General features: G+C 72.5%; 14 protein-coding genes and 1 tRNA gene. 4 read left to right on the forward strand and 11 right to left on the reverse strand.

Features of this window, described 5'->3' with window-relative positions:
• Positions 1-32: 32 nt before the first annotated feature.
• The 3 genes from ACQP2H_RS28720 to ACQP2H_RS28730 all read right to left on the reverse strand — a co-directional run bounded on the left by ACQP2H_RS28720 (position 33) and on the right by ACQP2H_RS28730 (position 1891).
• On the reverse strand, positions 33-437 hold the full coding sequence (locus tag ACQP2H_RS28720) for a helix-turn-helix domain-containing protein (RefSeq protein WP_433229538.1): 405 nt from the start codon (positions 435-437) through the stop codon (positions 33-35).
• 110 nt (positions 438-547) lie between these two features.
• A complete protein-coding gene (locus ACQP2H_RS28725) occupies positions 548-1645 on the reverse strand; it encodes a hypothetical protein (RefSeq protein WP_219465009.1) in 1098 nt (365 codons plus the stop codon).
• Between the two features lie 169 nt (positions 1646-1814).
• Positions 1815-1891, reverse strand: a tRNA-Thr gene (locus ACQP2H_RS28730).
• 366 nt (positions 1892-2257) lie between these two features.
• On the opposite strand from ACQP2H_RS28730, the gene ACQP2H_RS28735 reads away from it, so the two are divergent.
• Positions 2258-3349 (forward strand): ABC transporter ATP-binding protein, encoded by a 1092-nt coding sequence (locus tag ACQP2H_RS28735; RefSeq protein ID WP_219465011.1) that lies wholly within the window; start codon positions 2258-2260, stop codon positions 3347-3349.
• A 184-nt stretch (positions 3350-3533) separates the two neighbouring features.
• On the opposite strand, the gene rlmB is transcribed toward ACQP2H_RS28735, so the two are convergent.
• Positions 3534-4700, reverse strand: a complete 1167-nt coding sequence (gene rlmB, locus ACQP2H_RS28740; RefSeq protein ID WP_433229539.1) for a 23S rRNA (guanosine(2251)-2'-O)-methyltransferase RlmB — start codon at positions 4698-4700, stop codon at positions 3534-3536.
• Positions 4700-6115 (reverse strand): cysteine--tRNA ligase, encoded by a 1416-nt coding sequence (gene cysS, locus ACQP2H_RS28745; RefSeq protein WP_219465014.1) that lies wholly within the window; start codon positions 6113-6115, stop codon positions 4700-4702. Before cysS ends, rlmB begins: the two co-directional genes overlap by 1 nt.
• 62 nt (positions 6116-6177) lie before the next feature.
• On the opposite strand from cysS, the gene ACQP2H_RS28750 reads away from it, so the two are divergent.
• Together ACQP2H_RS28750 and ACQP2H_RS28755 are read left to right on the forward strand one after the other, a co-directional pair.
• Positions 6178-6852, forward strand: coding sequence for an IclR family transcriptional regulator (locus ACQP2H_RS28750; RefSeq protein WP_208567805.1), 675 nt, complete (start codon positions 6178-6180; stop codon positions 6850-6852).
• A 299-nt stretch (positions 6853-7151) separates the two neighbouring features.
• Positions 7152-8303, forward strand: a complete 1152-nt coding sequence (locus tag ACQP2H_RS28755) for a hypothetical protein (RefSeq protein ID WP_433229541.1) — start codon at positions 7152-7154, stop codon at positions 8301-8303.
• A 197-nt stretch (positions 8304-8500) separates the two neighbouring features.
• On the opposite strand, the gene ACQP2H_RS28760 is transcribed toward ACQP2H_RS28755, so the two are convergent.
• The 3 genes from ACQP2H_RS28760 to ACQP2H_RS28770 all read right to left on the reverse strand — a co-directional run bounded on the left by ACQP2H_RS28760 (position 8501) and on the right by ACQP2H_RS28770 (position 12121).
• Entirely contained in the window at positions 8501-10192 is a 1692-nt protein-coding gene (locus ACQP2H_RS28760; RefSeq protein WP_219465017.1) for a S8 family serine peptidase, read from the reverse strand.
• 89 nt (positions 10193-10281) lie between these two features.
• Entirely contained in the window at positions 10282-10971 is a 690-nt protein-coding gene (locus ACQP2H_RS28765; RefSeq protein WP_357536424.1) for an HAD family hydrolase, read from the reverse strand.
• A gap of 187 nt (positions 10972-11158) precedes the next feature.
• Entirely contained in the window at positions 11159-12121 is a 963-nt protein-coding gene (locus ACQP2H_RS28770; RefSeq protein WP_219465019.1) for an EamA family transporter, read from the reverse strand.
• Between the two features lie 77 nt (positions 12122-12198).
• Here ACQP2H_RS28770 and ACQP2H_RS28775 point away from each other — a divergent pair, with 77 nt between their 5' ends.
• Complete coding sequence (locus tag ACQP2H_RS28775; protein ID WP_208567801.1) at positions 12199-12747, forward strand: CGNR zinc finger domain-containing protein; 549 nt, start codon at positions 12199-12201, stop codon at positions 12745-12747.
• On the opposite strand, the gene ACQP2H_RS28780 is transcribed toward ACQP2H_RS28775, so the two are convergent.
• The 3 genes from ACQP2H_RS28780 to ACQP2H_RS28790 all read right to left on the reverse strand — a co-directional run bounded on the left by ACQP2H_RS28780 (position 12704) and on the right by ACQP2H_RS28790 (position 14030).
• Positions 12704-13285: a GNAT family N-acetyltransferase gene (locus tag ACQP2H_RS28780; RefSeq protein ID WP_363819768.1), complete on the reverse strand. Its 582-nt coding sequence runs from the start codon at positions 13283-13285 to the stop codon at positions 12704-12706. The two genes, ACQP2H_RS28775 and ACQP2H_RS28780, sit on opposite strands and share 44 nt — an antisense overlap.
• 93 nt (positions 13286-13378) lie before the next feature.
• On the reverse strand, positions 13379-13588 hold the full coding sequence (locus tag ACQP2H_RS28785) for a DUF397 domain-containing protein (RefSeq protein WP_433233713.1): 210 nt from the start codon (positions 13586-13588) through the stop codon (positions 13379-13381).
• Positions 13589-13682: 94 nt separating this feature from the next.
• Complete coding sequence (locus tag ACQP2H_RS28790) at positions 13683-14030, reverse strand: helix-turn-helix domain-containing protein (protein ID WP_374197530.1); 348 nt, start codon at positions 14028-14030, stop codon at positions 13683-13685.
• Positions 14031-14249 lie beyond the last annotated feature (219 nt).

Consider the following 14249-nt stretch of genomic DNA (forward strand, 5'->3'; position numbering starts at 1 on the left):
GGGAACGCTATGCCAGGCCCCTGACCTGCTGCTTATCCAAAACTGCTGGGCCTGGTCCAGGCCTTGGCGAAGCAACTCGGCACCGGCCCGTCGCCCGCCGACCGGCTGCTGCGGTATCCGGTGGGCGACTCGCCGACGATCTGCCGGAAGGTACGGCTGAACGAGCCGAGACTGCTGAACCCGACGGCGTAACAGATCTCGGTGACGTCCCGGTCGGTCTCCACCAGCATCGACATCGCCCGTTCCACCCGACGTCGTTGCAGGTAGCGGTGCGGGGTCTCGCCGAAGGTGGCCCGGAAGGTGCGGATGAAGTGCGCCTCGGAGACCAGCGCGATCCGGGCCAGCGCCGGGATGTCCAGTGGTTCGGCGTACACCCGGTCCATCGCGTCCCGGGCCCGCAACATGGCCCGGTTCGACTGCTCCACCGCACGACTCATCGGCCCCCGCCCGTCGTCCTAGCCCCGCGCCGACCAGGCTACCCAGCCGGACCGACCGGCGGGGCCCCGCCGCGACCGGCGACGATGCGTCCTGCGGAGATCCGGACCGCTCAGCAGCCGCTCCACCGGACCGGGAAGGAGACCTGCCGGCCGGCGGCCCGGCCGACGACCAGACCGTTGTCGGCGATCGCCTCGGCGACGACGCGGGTCACCGGGTCCGAGACGACGCTGCGCAGCGGCACCCGACGGTCAAGGTGATCGACCACCGAGTCGGAGAGCAGTCCACCGGATGCGTTGACGCCCGTCATTGCGATCAGTCCCGGTCTGACCGGCGTCGCCACCCCGGTGCGCAGGTCCCAGCGCACCATCTGCCCGTACTGCCCGTCCGCCGTGTCGGCGACCTGGCCGACCGCCCAGTTCCCCCGGGCCACCCGCACCGTCGACTTCACCGCGCCGGGCGCGGTGAGCCGGTCGACCCGTCCGTCGGGACGACGCACCCAGGCGACGGGCGGCGGGGCGACCCCGCGCTCCCCGCCGGCACCACGCGCACCGGGACCACGCACTCCGGGACCGTGCGCTCCGGGACCGTGCGACGAACGGTCCTCCTCGCCGGGGACCTCGCCGACGATGGTGCCGTCGTCGAGGATCGCCACCGGGAGGCCGCCGGGCTCGAGAACCTCGACGGTGTCCGGCCGGTCGACCGGCCAGCGCAGGGTCACCGGCTCCTCCAGGTAGCCGCCGAAGCCGACGATGTCCCCCCGGCTGTTGACGGCCGTGACATAGCCGCCGATCCCGCTCGGCGGCAGGGGCAGCCACTCCACCCGGCCGTCCCGGAAACGCCACGGTCGGTTGCCGGCGCCGGTGGAGCTGTCACCGACCAGGACGCCGTGCCGGTTGACGGCCACCAGCAGCCCGGGTGATCTCGTCAACACGGTGACGCGGGGACCGTCCCACCGCACCAGCACCGGCTCCTGCCCCTGGTCGGTGGCCCGCCGACCGGTGCCGACGATGAACCGGCCGGCCGGGTCGACGAACATCGCGTCCCAGGCCAGGCCCCCACCGGCCGGCAGGGGCAGCGGATGCATCAGGCAGGCCGGGACACTGCCCGTCCTCGGCGCGGCCATGGCGACGCCGGGCGCGAGCAACGTCGCCGCCAGCAGACCGGCGGTGAGGATGGTGCACAGTCGACGCGGGGCGATAAGGATCATGAGGCAGCCCGTCTCAGCCGGTGGGGTGGGTCCTTCCACTCAACCAGCTCGATTCATCCACCGGAAGTGACCATTCGGTCACGCAGGGCGGAGGTGGCGGCAGGAGCGTGCCCGGCGGGTGTCGACGGATCGACAGGCGGCAACGCCAATGGCGGCCGTGCTGTGGAATTGGAGCCCCCGGCCGGGATCGAACCGGCGACATCTCGCTTACAAGGCGAGTGCTCTGGCCAGCTGAGCTACAGGGGCGCGTGGTGCGACGTCAGCATAGCGACTGACGTCGGGAAATCCCGGCCGGCAGGGTCCCCGAGCATGGAAAACGTCAATCTTCTGCCCGTCCCACCGACGAATCGGCGTACCGCACGCCCGTCAGGCGAGGGGATTGATGCCCGGCCGTGCCCGCCTGACCGAAATGCGTATGCCGTCCGTCCCACTCGATGTATCCCGTCTTGGCACGGCTGGAAATCCCGTTTACCGTGCAGTGACACGGATGACACCCGGGGTCGGCTGCGGCTGCCTCCCGGAGGTGGTCCGTGGGTCGGCACCGTGGGTGCCGACAGCTCCTTCACTCGGATCGTCCGGCACGTTCCTGCCGGTGAAAGGAAGCGCACCACCATGGCTACGGTCACGTACGCGAAGGCCTCCCGGATCTACCCGGGCACCGAACGCCCCGCGGTCAACCAGCTCGACCTCCAGATCGGCGACGGGGAGTTCCTCGTCCTGGTCGGTCCGTCGGGTTGCGGCAAGTCCACCAGCCTGCGGATGCTCGCCGGCCTGGAGGACGTCGACGACGGCGCGATCTACATCGACGAGCGGGACGTCACCCACCTCCCGCCGAAGGCCCGCGACATCGCGATGGTCTTCCAGAACTACGCCCTCTACCCGCACATGTCGGTGTACGAGAACATGGCGTTCGCCCTCAAGCTGCGCAAGACCCCCAAGGCCGAGATCGACCGTCGGGTCAAGGAGGCCGCCGGCCTGCTCCAGCTGGAGGAGTACCTCAGCCGCAAGCCGAAGGCGCTCTCCGGTGGTCAGCGCCAGCGCGTCGCGATGGGCCGGGCGATCGTCCGCGAGCCGCAGGTCTTCCTCATGGACGAGCCGCTGTCGAACCTCGACGCCAAGCTCCGCGTGCAGACCCGTACCCAGATCGCCTCGCTCCAGGCGAAGCTCGGCATCACCACGGTCTACGTCACCCACGACCAGGTCGAGGCCATGACCATGGGCCACCGGGTGGCGGTCATGCTCGACGGCGTCCTGCAGCAGGTGGACACCCCCCGGGCGCTCTACGACACCCCGGCCAACGTCTTCGTCGCCGGTTTCATGGGCTCCCCCGCCATGAACATCAAGACCGTTCCGCTCAACGAGCGGGGCGCGGCCTTCGCCGAGCTGCACATCCCGCTGACCCGCGAGCAGGTCGAGGCGGCCCGGGGCGAGGGTGGCAACGACAAGGTCACCGTCGGCTTCCGGCCGGAGGACTGCGACCTGGTCAGCCCGACCGAGGGCGGCATGCCGGTCGTGGTCGAGCTGGTCGAGGACCTCGGCTCGGACGCCAACGTCTACGGTCACGCCGCGCTGGAGGGCCACGAGGAGCGTTTCGTGGTCCGCACCGACCGGCGGACCATGCCGAACATGGGTGACACCGTGTTCGTCAAGCCGCGTGCCGGCCGCAACCACGTCTTCAACGCGGCCACCGGCCAGCGCATCTGATTCCACCACGCGAAAGGGGCGGTCCGCTTCGGCGGACCGCCCCTTTCTTCGTCTGTCGTCCCCCGGCCGTGCCGGCGCGTGACCGCCCCGGGACGGCCGGGTTCGCACCGGAGCCAGCGGCCGGTCTACCCGGCCGGGTTCGCACCGGTGCCGGCGGCCGGGTCGCACCGGTGCCAGCGGCCGGTCAGCCTTCCGCAGCGCGGCGGCGGGCCACCTCGGCGAGGGTGACGGCGGCGGCGACGCTGGCGTTCAGCGACTCCACTTCGGAGATCATCGGGATGCTGACGGTCAGGTCGCAGGTCTCCCCGACCAGCCGGGACAGGCCACGCCCCTCGGAGCCGACCACCACGACCAGCGGACCGACGGCCGCCTCCAGGTCGTACAGGTCGGTGTCGCCGTCGGCGTCCAGGCCGACCACCATGAAGCCGGCCTCCTGGCACGCCTTGAGCGACCGGGTCAGGTTGGTGACCTGGGCGACCGGCACCCGCGCCGCCGCACCGGCACTGGTCCGCCAGGCGGTCGCGGTGATCCCGGCGGCCCTACGCTCGGGTACGAAGACACCCTGCGCACCGAACGCGGCAGCCGACCGGATCACCGCACCCAGGTTGCGCGGGTCGGTGACCCCGTCCAGCGCGACCAGCAGCGGAGCAGCCTGCTCCAGCGCGACGGCCACCAGGTCCTCGAAGGTCTCGTAGGCGAACGGCGGCACCTGGAGGCCGACGCCCTGGTGCAGCACACCGCCGGTCATCCGGTCCAGCTCGGCTCGGCTGATCTCCAGGATGGCGATGCCCCGGTCGGCGGCCGTCCGGGTGATCTCGTTGATCCGGTCGTCGGCGTCGATGCCCTGCGCGGAATACAGCGCGGTCGCCGGCACCTGGGCGCGCAACGCCTCCAGCACCGGGTTCCGGCCGACGAGCAGCTCCGGGGTGTCCCGGGACGGGTTCGACTTACGCCCCGGCGCGACCCGGGGACCACCACGGCCCGTACCCGCGCCGGCCCGACCGCCTGCGCCACCGCGACCCGTACCCGCGCCACCGCGACCGCCCGCGCTGGCCCGGACCGGGGCCATCCCCCGGGTGCCCTTGCCCCAGGTGGTGTCCTTGGTGCCGGGCTGGCCGATCTTGGGGGCCCGGCCCTCCTCGACCGCCGCCCTGCGCTCCTTGTCCTGCTTCCAGGCGGTGCGCTGGGGCAGCTTCTCGGTGCCCGAGTACGCCTTGTGCCAGGGTCGCTCGTCGGCGGGCAGGGTCTTGCCCCGACCCGCGAGGGAGTCCTTGTTCTTGCCACCGGAGCCCTTGGGGGCACCCGCCTTCGGCGTCAGTCGCCGGCCACGGCGCTGCGAGTTGCCGGCCATCAGTCCTGCTCTCCAATAGTCCAACGGGGGCCCTGGGGGGTGTCCTCGACGACCACGCCGGCCAGCTTGAGCTGGTCGCGGACAGCGTCGGCGGCAGCCCAGTCCTTACGGCTGCGGGCCTGCGCGCGCTGCTCCAGGGCCAGCGCGATCAGGGAGTCCACCACGCCGCGCAGGTCGTCGGCACGGCCGCCGCCGGCCCAGGCCGGGTCGAGGGGGTCCACACCGAGGATATCCAGCATCGCCCGGGTGGCGGCGAGGGTGGTGCGGACGGTCACATCGTCCCCCTCGGCCAGCGCGGTGTTGCCGTCACGCAGCGTCGCCTGGAGGACGGCCAGTGCGGCGGAGGTGTTGAGGTCGTCGTCCATCGCGGCGACGTAAGCCGCCGGCAGCTCCCCGAACTGCCCCGGGCCGACCCGCTCGACGGCCCGCTGGACGAACCCCTCGATCCGCCGGTAGGCCACCGCCGCCTCGCGCAGCGCGTCCTCCGAGTAGTCGATCCGGGACCGGTAGTGCGCCGCCGCGTAGTAGTAACGCAGCTCCACCGGGCGCACCCCGAGCGAGTCGACGTAGCTCAGGTCGAGGGCGTTGCCGAGCGACTTGCCCATCTTGGCGCCGCCGATGCTGAGCAGCCCGTGGTGCACCCACCAGCGGGCGAAGGGCAGCCCGGCGGCCTGCGACTGGGCGATCTCGTTCTCGTGATGCGGGAAGATCAGGTCGAGCCCACCGCCGTGGATGTCGAACTCGGCCCCGAGGTAACGCTGGCACATCGCCGAGCACTCGATGTGCCAGCCGGGGCGGCCCCGGCCCCACGGGGACGGCCAGTAGGCGTCGGCCGGCTCGTCCGGCTTGACGCCCTTCCACAGCGCGAAGTCCCGGGGGTCCCGCTTGCCCCGCTCGGGGGCGTCCCCGGCGGACTGCATGTCGTCCGGCGACTGACCGGACAGCGACCCGTACGCCGGCCAGGAGGCCACGTCGAAGTAGACGTCGCCGGAGCCGTCGGTGGCCGGATAGGCGTGCCCGGTCTCGATCAGCCGGGCGATCAGCTCGTGCATCTCCGGGATGTGCCCGGTGGCCCGCGGCTCGTACGTCGGCGGCAGCACGTTCAGCGCCCGGTAGGACCGGGCCAACGCCAGCTCGTTGGCGTACGCGATGGACCAGAACGGACGGCCCTGCTCCTGCGCCTTGACGAGGACCTTGTCGTCGATGTCGGTCACGTTGCGGATGAAGGTGACCTCGAAGCCGGCGGCCGACAGCCAGCGCCGCAACACGTCGTAGTTGACACCGGAGCGAAGGTGACCGATGTGCGGCGGGGCCTGGAGGGTGAGACCACACAGGTAGACCCCCACCTTGCCGGATTCCCGCGGGACGAAGTCCCGCACCGATCGGGTGGCGGTGTCATACAGGCGTAGCGTCACCGTACAAGGGTAGCTGTCCGTGCTCCCCGGGGTCTGCCCGAGCCGGGTCGTACGCTCCTGCTGTGGAGACGACGGCCCCCGGCGAGCCGGGCAACCAGACGCCTGCGGGTGGCGAGACGGCGCAGACCCTGGACCGGGGCCTGCGCCTGCTGCACCTGGTCGCCGACGCGTCGGCCGGATTGACCGTCACCGAGGCCGCCCACCGGCTCGGCATCGGCCGGGCCGCCGTCTACCGGCTGGTCGGCGCGCTGACCGGGCACGGGATGCTGCGCCGGGGCGGTGACGGTCGGTTGCGTCTCGGTGTCGGCGTGCTGCACCTGGCCCGGCGGGCCCAACCGCTGCTCGCCGAAGGGGCGCTGCCCGCGCTGCGGCGGCTCGCCGAGCAGACCGGGGCGACCGCGCACCTGACCGTGGTGGAGGGCGGCGAAGGGGTGGCCCTGGCCGTGGTCGAGCCGAGCTGGACGTCGTTCCACGTGGCGTACCGGCCGGGGACCCGGCACCCGCTGGAACGCGGGGCCGCCGGGCGGGCCGTCCTCGCCGGGCGGGCCGGCCTCACCGCCCCGGTGAGCACCGCCGGGGAACTCCAGGCCGGGGCGTACGGGGTGGCCGCGCCGGTGCTCGGGGTGCCCGGCCTGGAGGCGAGCGTCGGGGTGATCTCGCTGGCCCCGCTGCCGGTCGACACCGTCGGCCCGCAGGTCACCACCGCCGCCCGGACGATCGCCACCGCCCTGTCCTGACCGCCCGCACCGTCGGGAAGAGCGAGGATGATCGACTCACGTGGGCCTTGGTAGCGGTCTCCCGCCGAGTCTCACCCCGCAACTTCGGCCCAGGTGAGTCGATCAAGACGCGCCATCGCCGGCCGCCCACCTGTCCGCGCGACGGAAGGGGGCGGCTGGATCGTGGGCGGCGGATCGGTTGCGCCGCCTTACCACATGGCACGGTGTGAGGGGGCTTGTCCACAGGGGCGGGGGGCGCGGGCGGGCGCGGTTGTCCACAGGGGTGTCGCCGGACGGCCGGGCGGCCCGAGGCTGGTGTCATGCCACCTCAACCGCATCGGCCGGAGGCCCTCGCCTGGCAGGTGTTCCGCGGCTCGGACGCGATCCGGCGTGGCCTGCTCACCCGACACCAACTACGCGGGGCAGCCTGGCTCCGCCTCGGTCACGACGTGTACGCCGACGCCCGCCTCGACCGGGACCACGCCCTGATCTGCCGCGCCGCCATCCTTCGGATGCCCGCCGGATCGGTCATCGCCGGCCCGTCGGCGGCGTATCTGCACGGGGTGGAGCACGCCGCCGGCTTCGGTGACGAGGTGCACGTGCTCGTGCCCCGGGCGGCGCGGGTCGGCTCCCAGGGAGCCACCACGGTCACCTCCCCCGGTGGGGTCCGGCTCGGCTCCCCCGGTGGGGTCCGGCTCGGCTCCCCGGGTGGTATCCGGGTGCACTCGGTAGCCGACCCCGGCGGACCGGCCGGGTCCCGGCGACCGCCCCCGTCCGACCATCACCCTGAAGCCACCCCACTCGACCTCCCCGGGACCGCCAGGCACGACCTCCCTCGGACCACCAGGCTCGACCTCCCTCGGACCACCAGGCTCGACCGCTCTGCAGCCGTCCCACCCGGGCTGCCTGCGGCCACCACGCTCGGCCCGCCTCCGATGCCGCTCAGCCCGCCCCGGTCGTCTCCTGCGCTCGCCGCCTGGGAGACAGCGGCGTGGCTGGAGCCGGTCCGCGCGGTGGGGATCGTCGACGCACTGCTCGGTGGCGTCCTGACCAGCCCGGCCGCGCTCGCCGAGATCGCGCAGCGGTTCGCCGACCGGCGGGGCGGTCGACGGGCCAGCCGGGTCTTCGCCCTGGCCGACCCGGCCGCACAGTCGCCACCCGAGTCGCACCTGCGGGTCCGGCTCGTGCTGGCCGGCCTGCCCCGGCCGGTCGCCCAGCATCCCGTACGGCTGCCGTCCGGTCTGGTGTTGCATCCCGATCTGGCGTGGCCGGAGTTCGGGGTGGCGGTGGAGTACGACGGCCACTGGCACACCGACCCGGACCAGATGCACCGGGACCGCCGCCGGCTCAACCAGTTGATCGCTGCCGGCTGGGTCGTGCTGCATGTGACCAGCCGTCGCCTGCGGGACGACTTCCCCGCCGTGCTCCGCGAGGTGCGCGACGTCCTCGCCCAACGGGGTTGGCGCCGATGATCCACTCCCTTGGGCCGATGTTGCGGTATCCCGCCCACCCCGAAACCGCAATATCGCCCCCCTTGAGTCGATCATCGACGGACCACGACCGGCCAGGGCGGGACGCGGAGGGGCCCGGACGACCTCCGTCGTCCGGGCCCCTACTGGGAACGTCGAGCGTCAGCCCAGGTGTCGGGCGTCAGCCGGGGTGCCGCGCGTCAGGGAGCGACGTTCGGCTTGAGCGGGCTGCGCACCGCGGCGTTCGCGTCCACGATGCCGTACCCGTAGAAGCCGTTGAAGTTCAGCGACCCGGCGCAGTACGCGTCGAACTCGGTCGACCGGCCCTCGTTGGCGTAGCTCTGCAGGCGCGGCTCCGGGCAGGCGTGCTCGGCGGCGGTCCGGTAGAGGTGCTGCTCCACCTTGGCCGGCGCCAGGCCGTAGCCGTCCTTCCCCTCCTTCTTGCCCCACTTGCTGACGATCAGCGCGGCGACCCCGCTGACGTGCGGCGACGCCATCGAGGTGCCCTGCAGGTAGGTGTAGTAGCCACACTCACCGGCGGTGGTGCACTGCTTGAACACCGAGTTCTCGAAGCCCGGCACGACGTTGCCGTTCTCGTCGACCGAACCCTCCTCCTGGAGCACCTTCTTCGGGTACGTGGAGAGGATCATGTTGGCGTCGGTGCGGTAGGTGTCGGTGCCGAAGCCGTCGCGGAACCAGCCACCCGGCGCGGCGACCGAGATCTGCTCGGTGCCGTAGTTGGAGTAGTCGGACTTCTTGCCGGACGGGCCGACGGCGGACACGCCGATCACGTGCGGACCCTCCACCGGGAAGTCCCAGCAGCTGTCGTTGTCGATCGGGCGCGGGTACGGGTCGGCGCCGTAGTCCGGGCTGGACACGTCGGTACGGGGTGCGCCGAGGTCCTCGTGGTTGTTGCCGAGCGAGCCGACCAGGGTGACGCCCTTGTTGTGGGCGAAGTTCAGGGCCCGCTTCATCGCCTTGATGACGGCCCGCTGCTCGGCCTGCGACTCGGGCGAGTCGGCCGGGTTGGCGGTGCAGTTGTAGAGCCACGGGTCGACGTAGAACGACATGTTGACCACGTCGAGGCCGGACTTGCCGGCGTGCACCAGGGCGTTGACGACCGGGTTGAGGAAGAAGTATCCCGAGTCCTGGCCGCCCTTGAGCTCCACCAGCGAGACGTTCGGGGCGACACCGGACAGGCCGAAGCCGTTGGCCGCCGCACCGATGGTGCCGGCGACGTGGGTGCCGTGCCCGCCGTCGTCGGTGCCGACCGGGTCGAGGCAGCTCGCCACCTCGCACGGGCCGTCGACGTCGGCGATGTCCGGGGCGAAGTTGCGCGACAGCGCCCAGTTGAAGTTGGGCGCGAGGTCGGGCTGGCTGGCGTCGACGCCGGTGTCCAGGATGCCGACGGTGACCCGCTTGTCGCCCGGCATGACCTTGCGGGCCTTGTCGGCCCCGATCATGCCGAGGCCCCAGAGCTTGTCGTCGAGCGGGTCGAGCTTCTTGCCGTTGGCGTTGCCCTTGGCCTTGACCGCCTGCTTGGTCTGGGTCAGCAGGTTCTCCTGCGCGACCCGGTCCAGCTTGGGCTTACGGCCGATGGCCCGCTGCTCGGCCGCGCCGACCAGCGCGGAAGCGGCGGTGACCCGGCCGGCGAAGTCGGCCCGGTCGCTGGTGACCTGGAACAGACCGACGTCGTCCGTACGGGACACGACGGTGCCACCGGCGGCGCGGATCGCGGCGATCGCCGCGTCCGCCGAGACGCCGTCCTCGGCCACCACGGTGAACGTACGGCTGGTGGTCGGCCCGGCGTTCGCCGGGACGGTCAGGCCGGTCACCGTAAGTGCCAGGGCCGCCGCGGTCGCGACGGCTCCGGCGGTGAAGCGCTTGCTCACCACATCAGATCCTCTCGTTGAGGGACGTGGCAGCCATCCCATAGCACCGGCGGCAATTCCGCCAGATACAAGTCGGATTTGGCCTCGCATCAGGCATTCGTCGGTTGCAGGCTGCGCAGCGCCGCCGGCAACTCGGTGAGCGTGCCTACCTCGGCGTCGGGGCGCACCCCTTCGGGGAGAGGAAGTCCGAGCCGGTTGAGCCAGATGCCGCGCATTCCGGCCTGCTGGGGGCCGAGCACGTCGTGGGAGATCGAGTCGCCGACGTACGCGATCCGTTCCGCCGGCACCCCGGCGGCGGCGACGACCGCGGCGTAGAACGCCGGGTCGGGCTTCTTGGGCAGGCCGCCCTCGTGGGCATACAACTCGAAGGCGAACTCCCCGGGCAGGCCGCAGCGTTCGGCCCGGCTGTTGCCGTTGGTGGCGTACCCGAGGGTGAAGTCGGCGCGCAGGGCGGCCAGCGCCGGCAGGGTGTCGGGGTACGGGTGGCTGAGCGCGTAGCGCCTGGTGAAGAAGAGTTCGGCGAACTCGTCGAGCTGGCCGACCAGCCCGGCCCGGTCGAGGGACCGGGCCAGCGCGGCCCGGCGGATCTCCATCACCGGTGCGGCGGTCATCGACCCGAAGACCGCCTGCCAGTCGGACTCCACCTCGGCGAGGGTCACCCCGGCCGCCACCGGGGTCCGGCGACGCATCTCCTCCAGTACGGCCACCAGGGCGCCGGTGACCGCCGGCCGCAGGTCGATCAGGGTCTCGTCGGCGTCGAACACCACCACGCTGAGCATGCCCGACACCCTCTCACGTCGTCGTACCCGGCCACGCCGAGCAGGTCGCCACCCGGTCACGGCAGCGCCGATCCACCCGACTCAGTTCAGCGCCGCGTGACCGCCCCGGCCCAGGTCATCGCCGCGTGACCGCCCGGCCCAGGTCAGTGCCGGCTCGCCCACCCGGATCAGGGCCCGCTCGTCCGGCTCAGGTCAGGGCCGGCTCGTCCGTCCGCTCCGCCGCCCGTTCGATGCGGCCCTCGCGCAGCTCGTCGAGGCGGACCAGCGCCACCCCGGCGACGATCAGCGCACCCCCGGCGAGCTGCACCGGCACCGGCAGCTCACCCAGCACCAGCCAGGCGATGAGCACCGCGAACATCACCTCGGTCAGCCCGACGAACGACGACAGCCGGGCCCCGAGGATGCGGGTCGCGGCGATCCCGGTCAGGTAGGCCACCACGGCGGCGATCAGTGACAGCCCGGCGATCGGGACGAGCCAGCTGGTGCGCTGCCCGGCGAAGTCGACCGCGCCGAAGGTGGCCCGCAGCGGCAGCACCCCGACCAGGCCGAGCAGGGCCAGCACGGCTGCGCCGACGGCCATCCCGCCGCTGGCCATGGTGACCGAGGGCAGGTCGGCGTCGACCCGCGCGGCGAGGACGAAGTAGCCGGCCAGTCCGACAGCCGCGCCGAGACCCCAGAGCACGCCGACCGGGTCGAGCCGGCCCGCGCCGGTCAGGTCGAGCACCAGGACGAGCCCGGCCAGGGCGGCCAGCGAGCCGACCACGGTGAGCCTGCGGGGGCGCTGCCCGTGCACCAGCCACAGCCAGCCGACCACGAGGATGATGCCGAGGTATTCCAGCAGCAGGGCCACCCCCACCGGCAGGTAGCGGACGGCGTTGAAGAAGCATGCCTGGGCGGTGGCGACGCCGAGTAGACCGAAGACGGTGACCGGGCCGAGGTTGCGGCGCAGCACGCCGGCCCGGCCGCGCAGCGCGAGCACGGCGGGGACGGCCAGCACCAGGGCGGCCAGGCCGACCCGGGCGACCACGACGGCCTCGGCCGACCAGCCGGCCTCGATCAGCGAGCGGGCAAAGGTGCCGGAGGTGGCGAACGTGACGGCGGAGAGCAGGGCGAGCGCCAGCCCGGTGCCGGCGGTGGATCGGTGCGGCATCGGGGCTCCTCGGGCGTGACATCAGCAAAGTAGGATTACGCCGGTGACGCTAGCGGCCGACTACGACAGGGGTCAAGTTGCTTTTCGCTCATGACACGGAGTGCGGGCTGACCGCCGCTGCCGCACTGGTCAACACCGACAACCGGGACGGCGAAGGGTTGCCCGACATCGCCGCACTGGACCGCTTCGTCGCCGCGAACCGGTGGACCGGGCGACACGACCGCACCGGGGCCGAGCTGCGCGCCGTCCGGGCGTTACGCCCCCGACTGCGCCGGCTCTGGGACGACGACCCGGACACCGTCGTCACCGTGGTCAACGACCTGCTCCGCGAGTCCCGGGCACTGCCGCAGCTCATCCGGCACGACGACCAGCCCTACCACGTGCACGCGGTGCCCCGGGACGCCCCGCTGGCCACCCGGATGGCCGTCGAGGCGGCGATGGCCGTCGCCGACCTGGTCCGCGGCGACGAGCTGGGCCGGCTGCGGCACTGCGCCCACCCGGAGTGCGCCAACGTGCTGGTCGACCTGTCCAAGAACCGGTCCCGCCGATTCTGCGAAGCAGGCTGCGGCAACCGGGTCGCGGTCAGCGCCTACCGGGCCCGGAAGGCGGCTGGTAGTCGCCCCTGAGCAGCTCGTACTCCACCTCGCCGTGCTCCGTTCCGGCGATCGGGTCGGGCCAGTCGGCGTGGAAGGTGCGGACGTACCGCAGGCCGGCCTTCGCCAGCACCGCCCGGGACCGCACGTTGACCGCCATCGTCTGCGCCCACACCCGGCGTACCCCAGGGGTGTCGAAGGCGTGGCCGACCAGCGCGCGGGCCCCCTCGGTGGCCAGGCCCCGCCCCCAGGCCGCCCGGCGCAGCCGGTAACCCAACTCCGGCCCGGTGCCGTCGTCGGACGGGTCGAGCGCGAACCAGCCCAGAAAGGTGCCGTCGACAGCATCCTCGGCAGCCCACCGACCCTGCCCCGGGTAGCGGTCGTAGCCGGCGAGAAGCCGGGGCAACTGCTCGTCCCGCACGGTGGCGAGGGGGGTGGGCCGGCCGCCGGTGAGGAACCGCATCACCTCCGGGTCGCTGTCCAGCTCGACCAGGCGCGGCACGTCGTCTTCGGTGAAGCGGCGCAGCCGCAGCCGTGCCGTCGTCAGCAACACCCCGCCCAGGCCCGTCACGACCCGCATCATGCCGCCCGCGAGCCGCCCGGTCGACCGGTTATCCCGGCGGTGACCGGGCCAGCGGCGACCGTCCACCGCGAGCCGGTCCCGTCAGCGCGGCGGCGCCGCCACGAAGACCCGCCAGGAGTACGCCGGGAAGGTGAGCACCGGGCCCGCCGGGTCCTTGCTGTCCCGCACCCCGACCATGCCGACCAGATTCGTCGCCACCTCGACACAGTCGTGGTTCTGACTACTCCGGGTGCTCTTGCGCCAGACCGGGCCGGTCGGCCCGGGAACCGCGCGACCTGCCGCGCCGGTCAGTTCCACGACTCCGCCACCTGCCGCATCAACTCGATGGACTCCGCCGGGGGCAACGCCTCACCGAGAGTCGACTCCCAGACCTCCCGCATCCGGGTCAGGACGTCGGGCTCGCTGAACTCCTGGGTACGGACCTGCCCGCCGACACATCCCAGCTCCATGCCGTCGGGCAGGGTCGCCAGCCGAGTTGCCACACCCGGGCCCGGTCGAGGGCGACCAGATCGGTGAGCATCCGGCTGAAGATGCCGCCGGTGTCGAGGGCCCTGTCGGCCAGTTCGAGGTATTTCGCGGTGGGTGGCTGCTGGCCCAGCTCTATCGCGCTGACCATCGACGCCGAGTAGTTCACCGCCTTGGCGAGGTCGTCCTGACTCCAGCCCCGCCGGGTCCGGGCCCGCCGTAGCTCCGCGACGAGGAAAGCCGCCGCCGTCATCCGCCCGTCCGTCATCTCCAGCAGCCCTCCACCGCCCCGACGATCGACTCCGACACCACGCCGACCAGGAAAGTCGCAGACACAGGACAAGACCGGAAGCCGACAACAACCCTTCACACCGTAGTGGTTTCATCAGCAGACTGTGAAGTGCGACATCGACCGCCCACCCCTCCGGGCGGGCGGTGTCGCGGTGGGACAGCCCGCTCCCCGGCCGGCGGTCCCACCGCCGGGGGA

It is taken from the genome of Micromonospora sp. CA-248260 (assembly GCF_050942205.1).
GTDB lineage: Bacteria > Actinomycetota > Actinomycetes > Mycobacteriales > Micromonosporaceae > Micromonospora > Micromonospora antibiotica.

What these genes read in the sequence shown, in the direction of transcription:
- ACQP2H_RS28720 (WP_433229538.1), bottom strand. Translation starts at nt 437, where the DNA reads ATGAGTCGTGCGGTGGAGCAGTCGAACCGGGCCATGTTGCGGGCCCGG.
- ACQP2H_RS28725 (WP_219465009.1), bottom strand. Translation starts at nt 1,645, where the DNA reads ATGATCCTTATCGCCCCGCGTCGACTGTGCACCATCCTCACCGCCGGT.
- ACQP2H_RS28735 (WP_219465011.1), top strand. Translation starts at nt 2,258, where the DNA reads ATGGCTACGGTCACGTACGCGAAGGCCTCCCGGATCTACCCGGGCACC.
- rlmB (WP_433229539.1), bottom strand. Translation starts at nt 4,700, where the DNA reads ATGGCCGGCAACTCGCAGCGCCGTGGCCGGCGACTGACGCCGAAGGCG.
- ACQP2H_RS28755 (WP_433229541.1), top strand. Translation starts at nt 7,152, where the DNA reads ATGCCACCTCAACCGCATCGGCCGGAGGCCCTCGCCTGGCAGGTGTTC.
- ACQP2H_RS28765 (WP_357536424.1), bottom strand. Translation starts at nt 10,971, where the DNA reads ATGCTCAGCGTGGTGGTGTTCGACGCCGACGAGACCCTGATCGACCTG.
- ACQP2H_RS28770 (WP_219465019.1), bottom strand. Translation starts at nt 12,121, where the DNA reads ATGCCGCACCGATCCACCGCCGGCACCGGGCTGGCGCTCGCCCTGCTC.
- ACQP2H_RS28790 (WP_374197530.1), bottom strand. Translation starts at nt 14,030, where the DNA reads ATGACGGACGGGCGGATGACGGCGGCGGCTTTCCTCGTCGCGGAGCTA.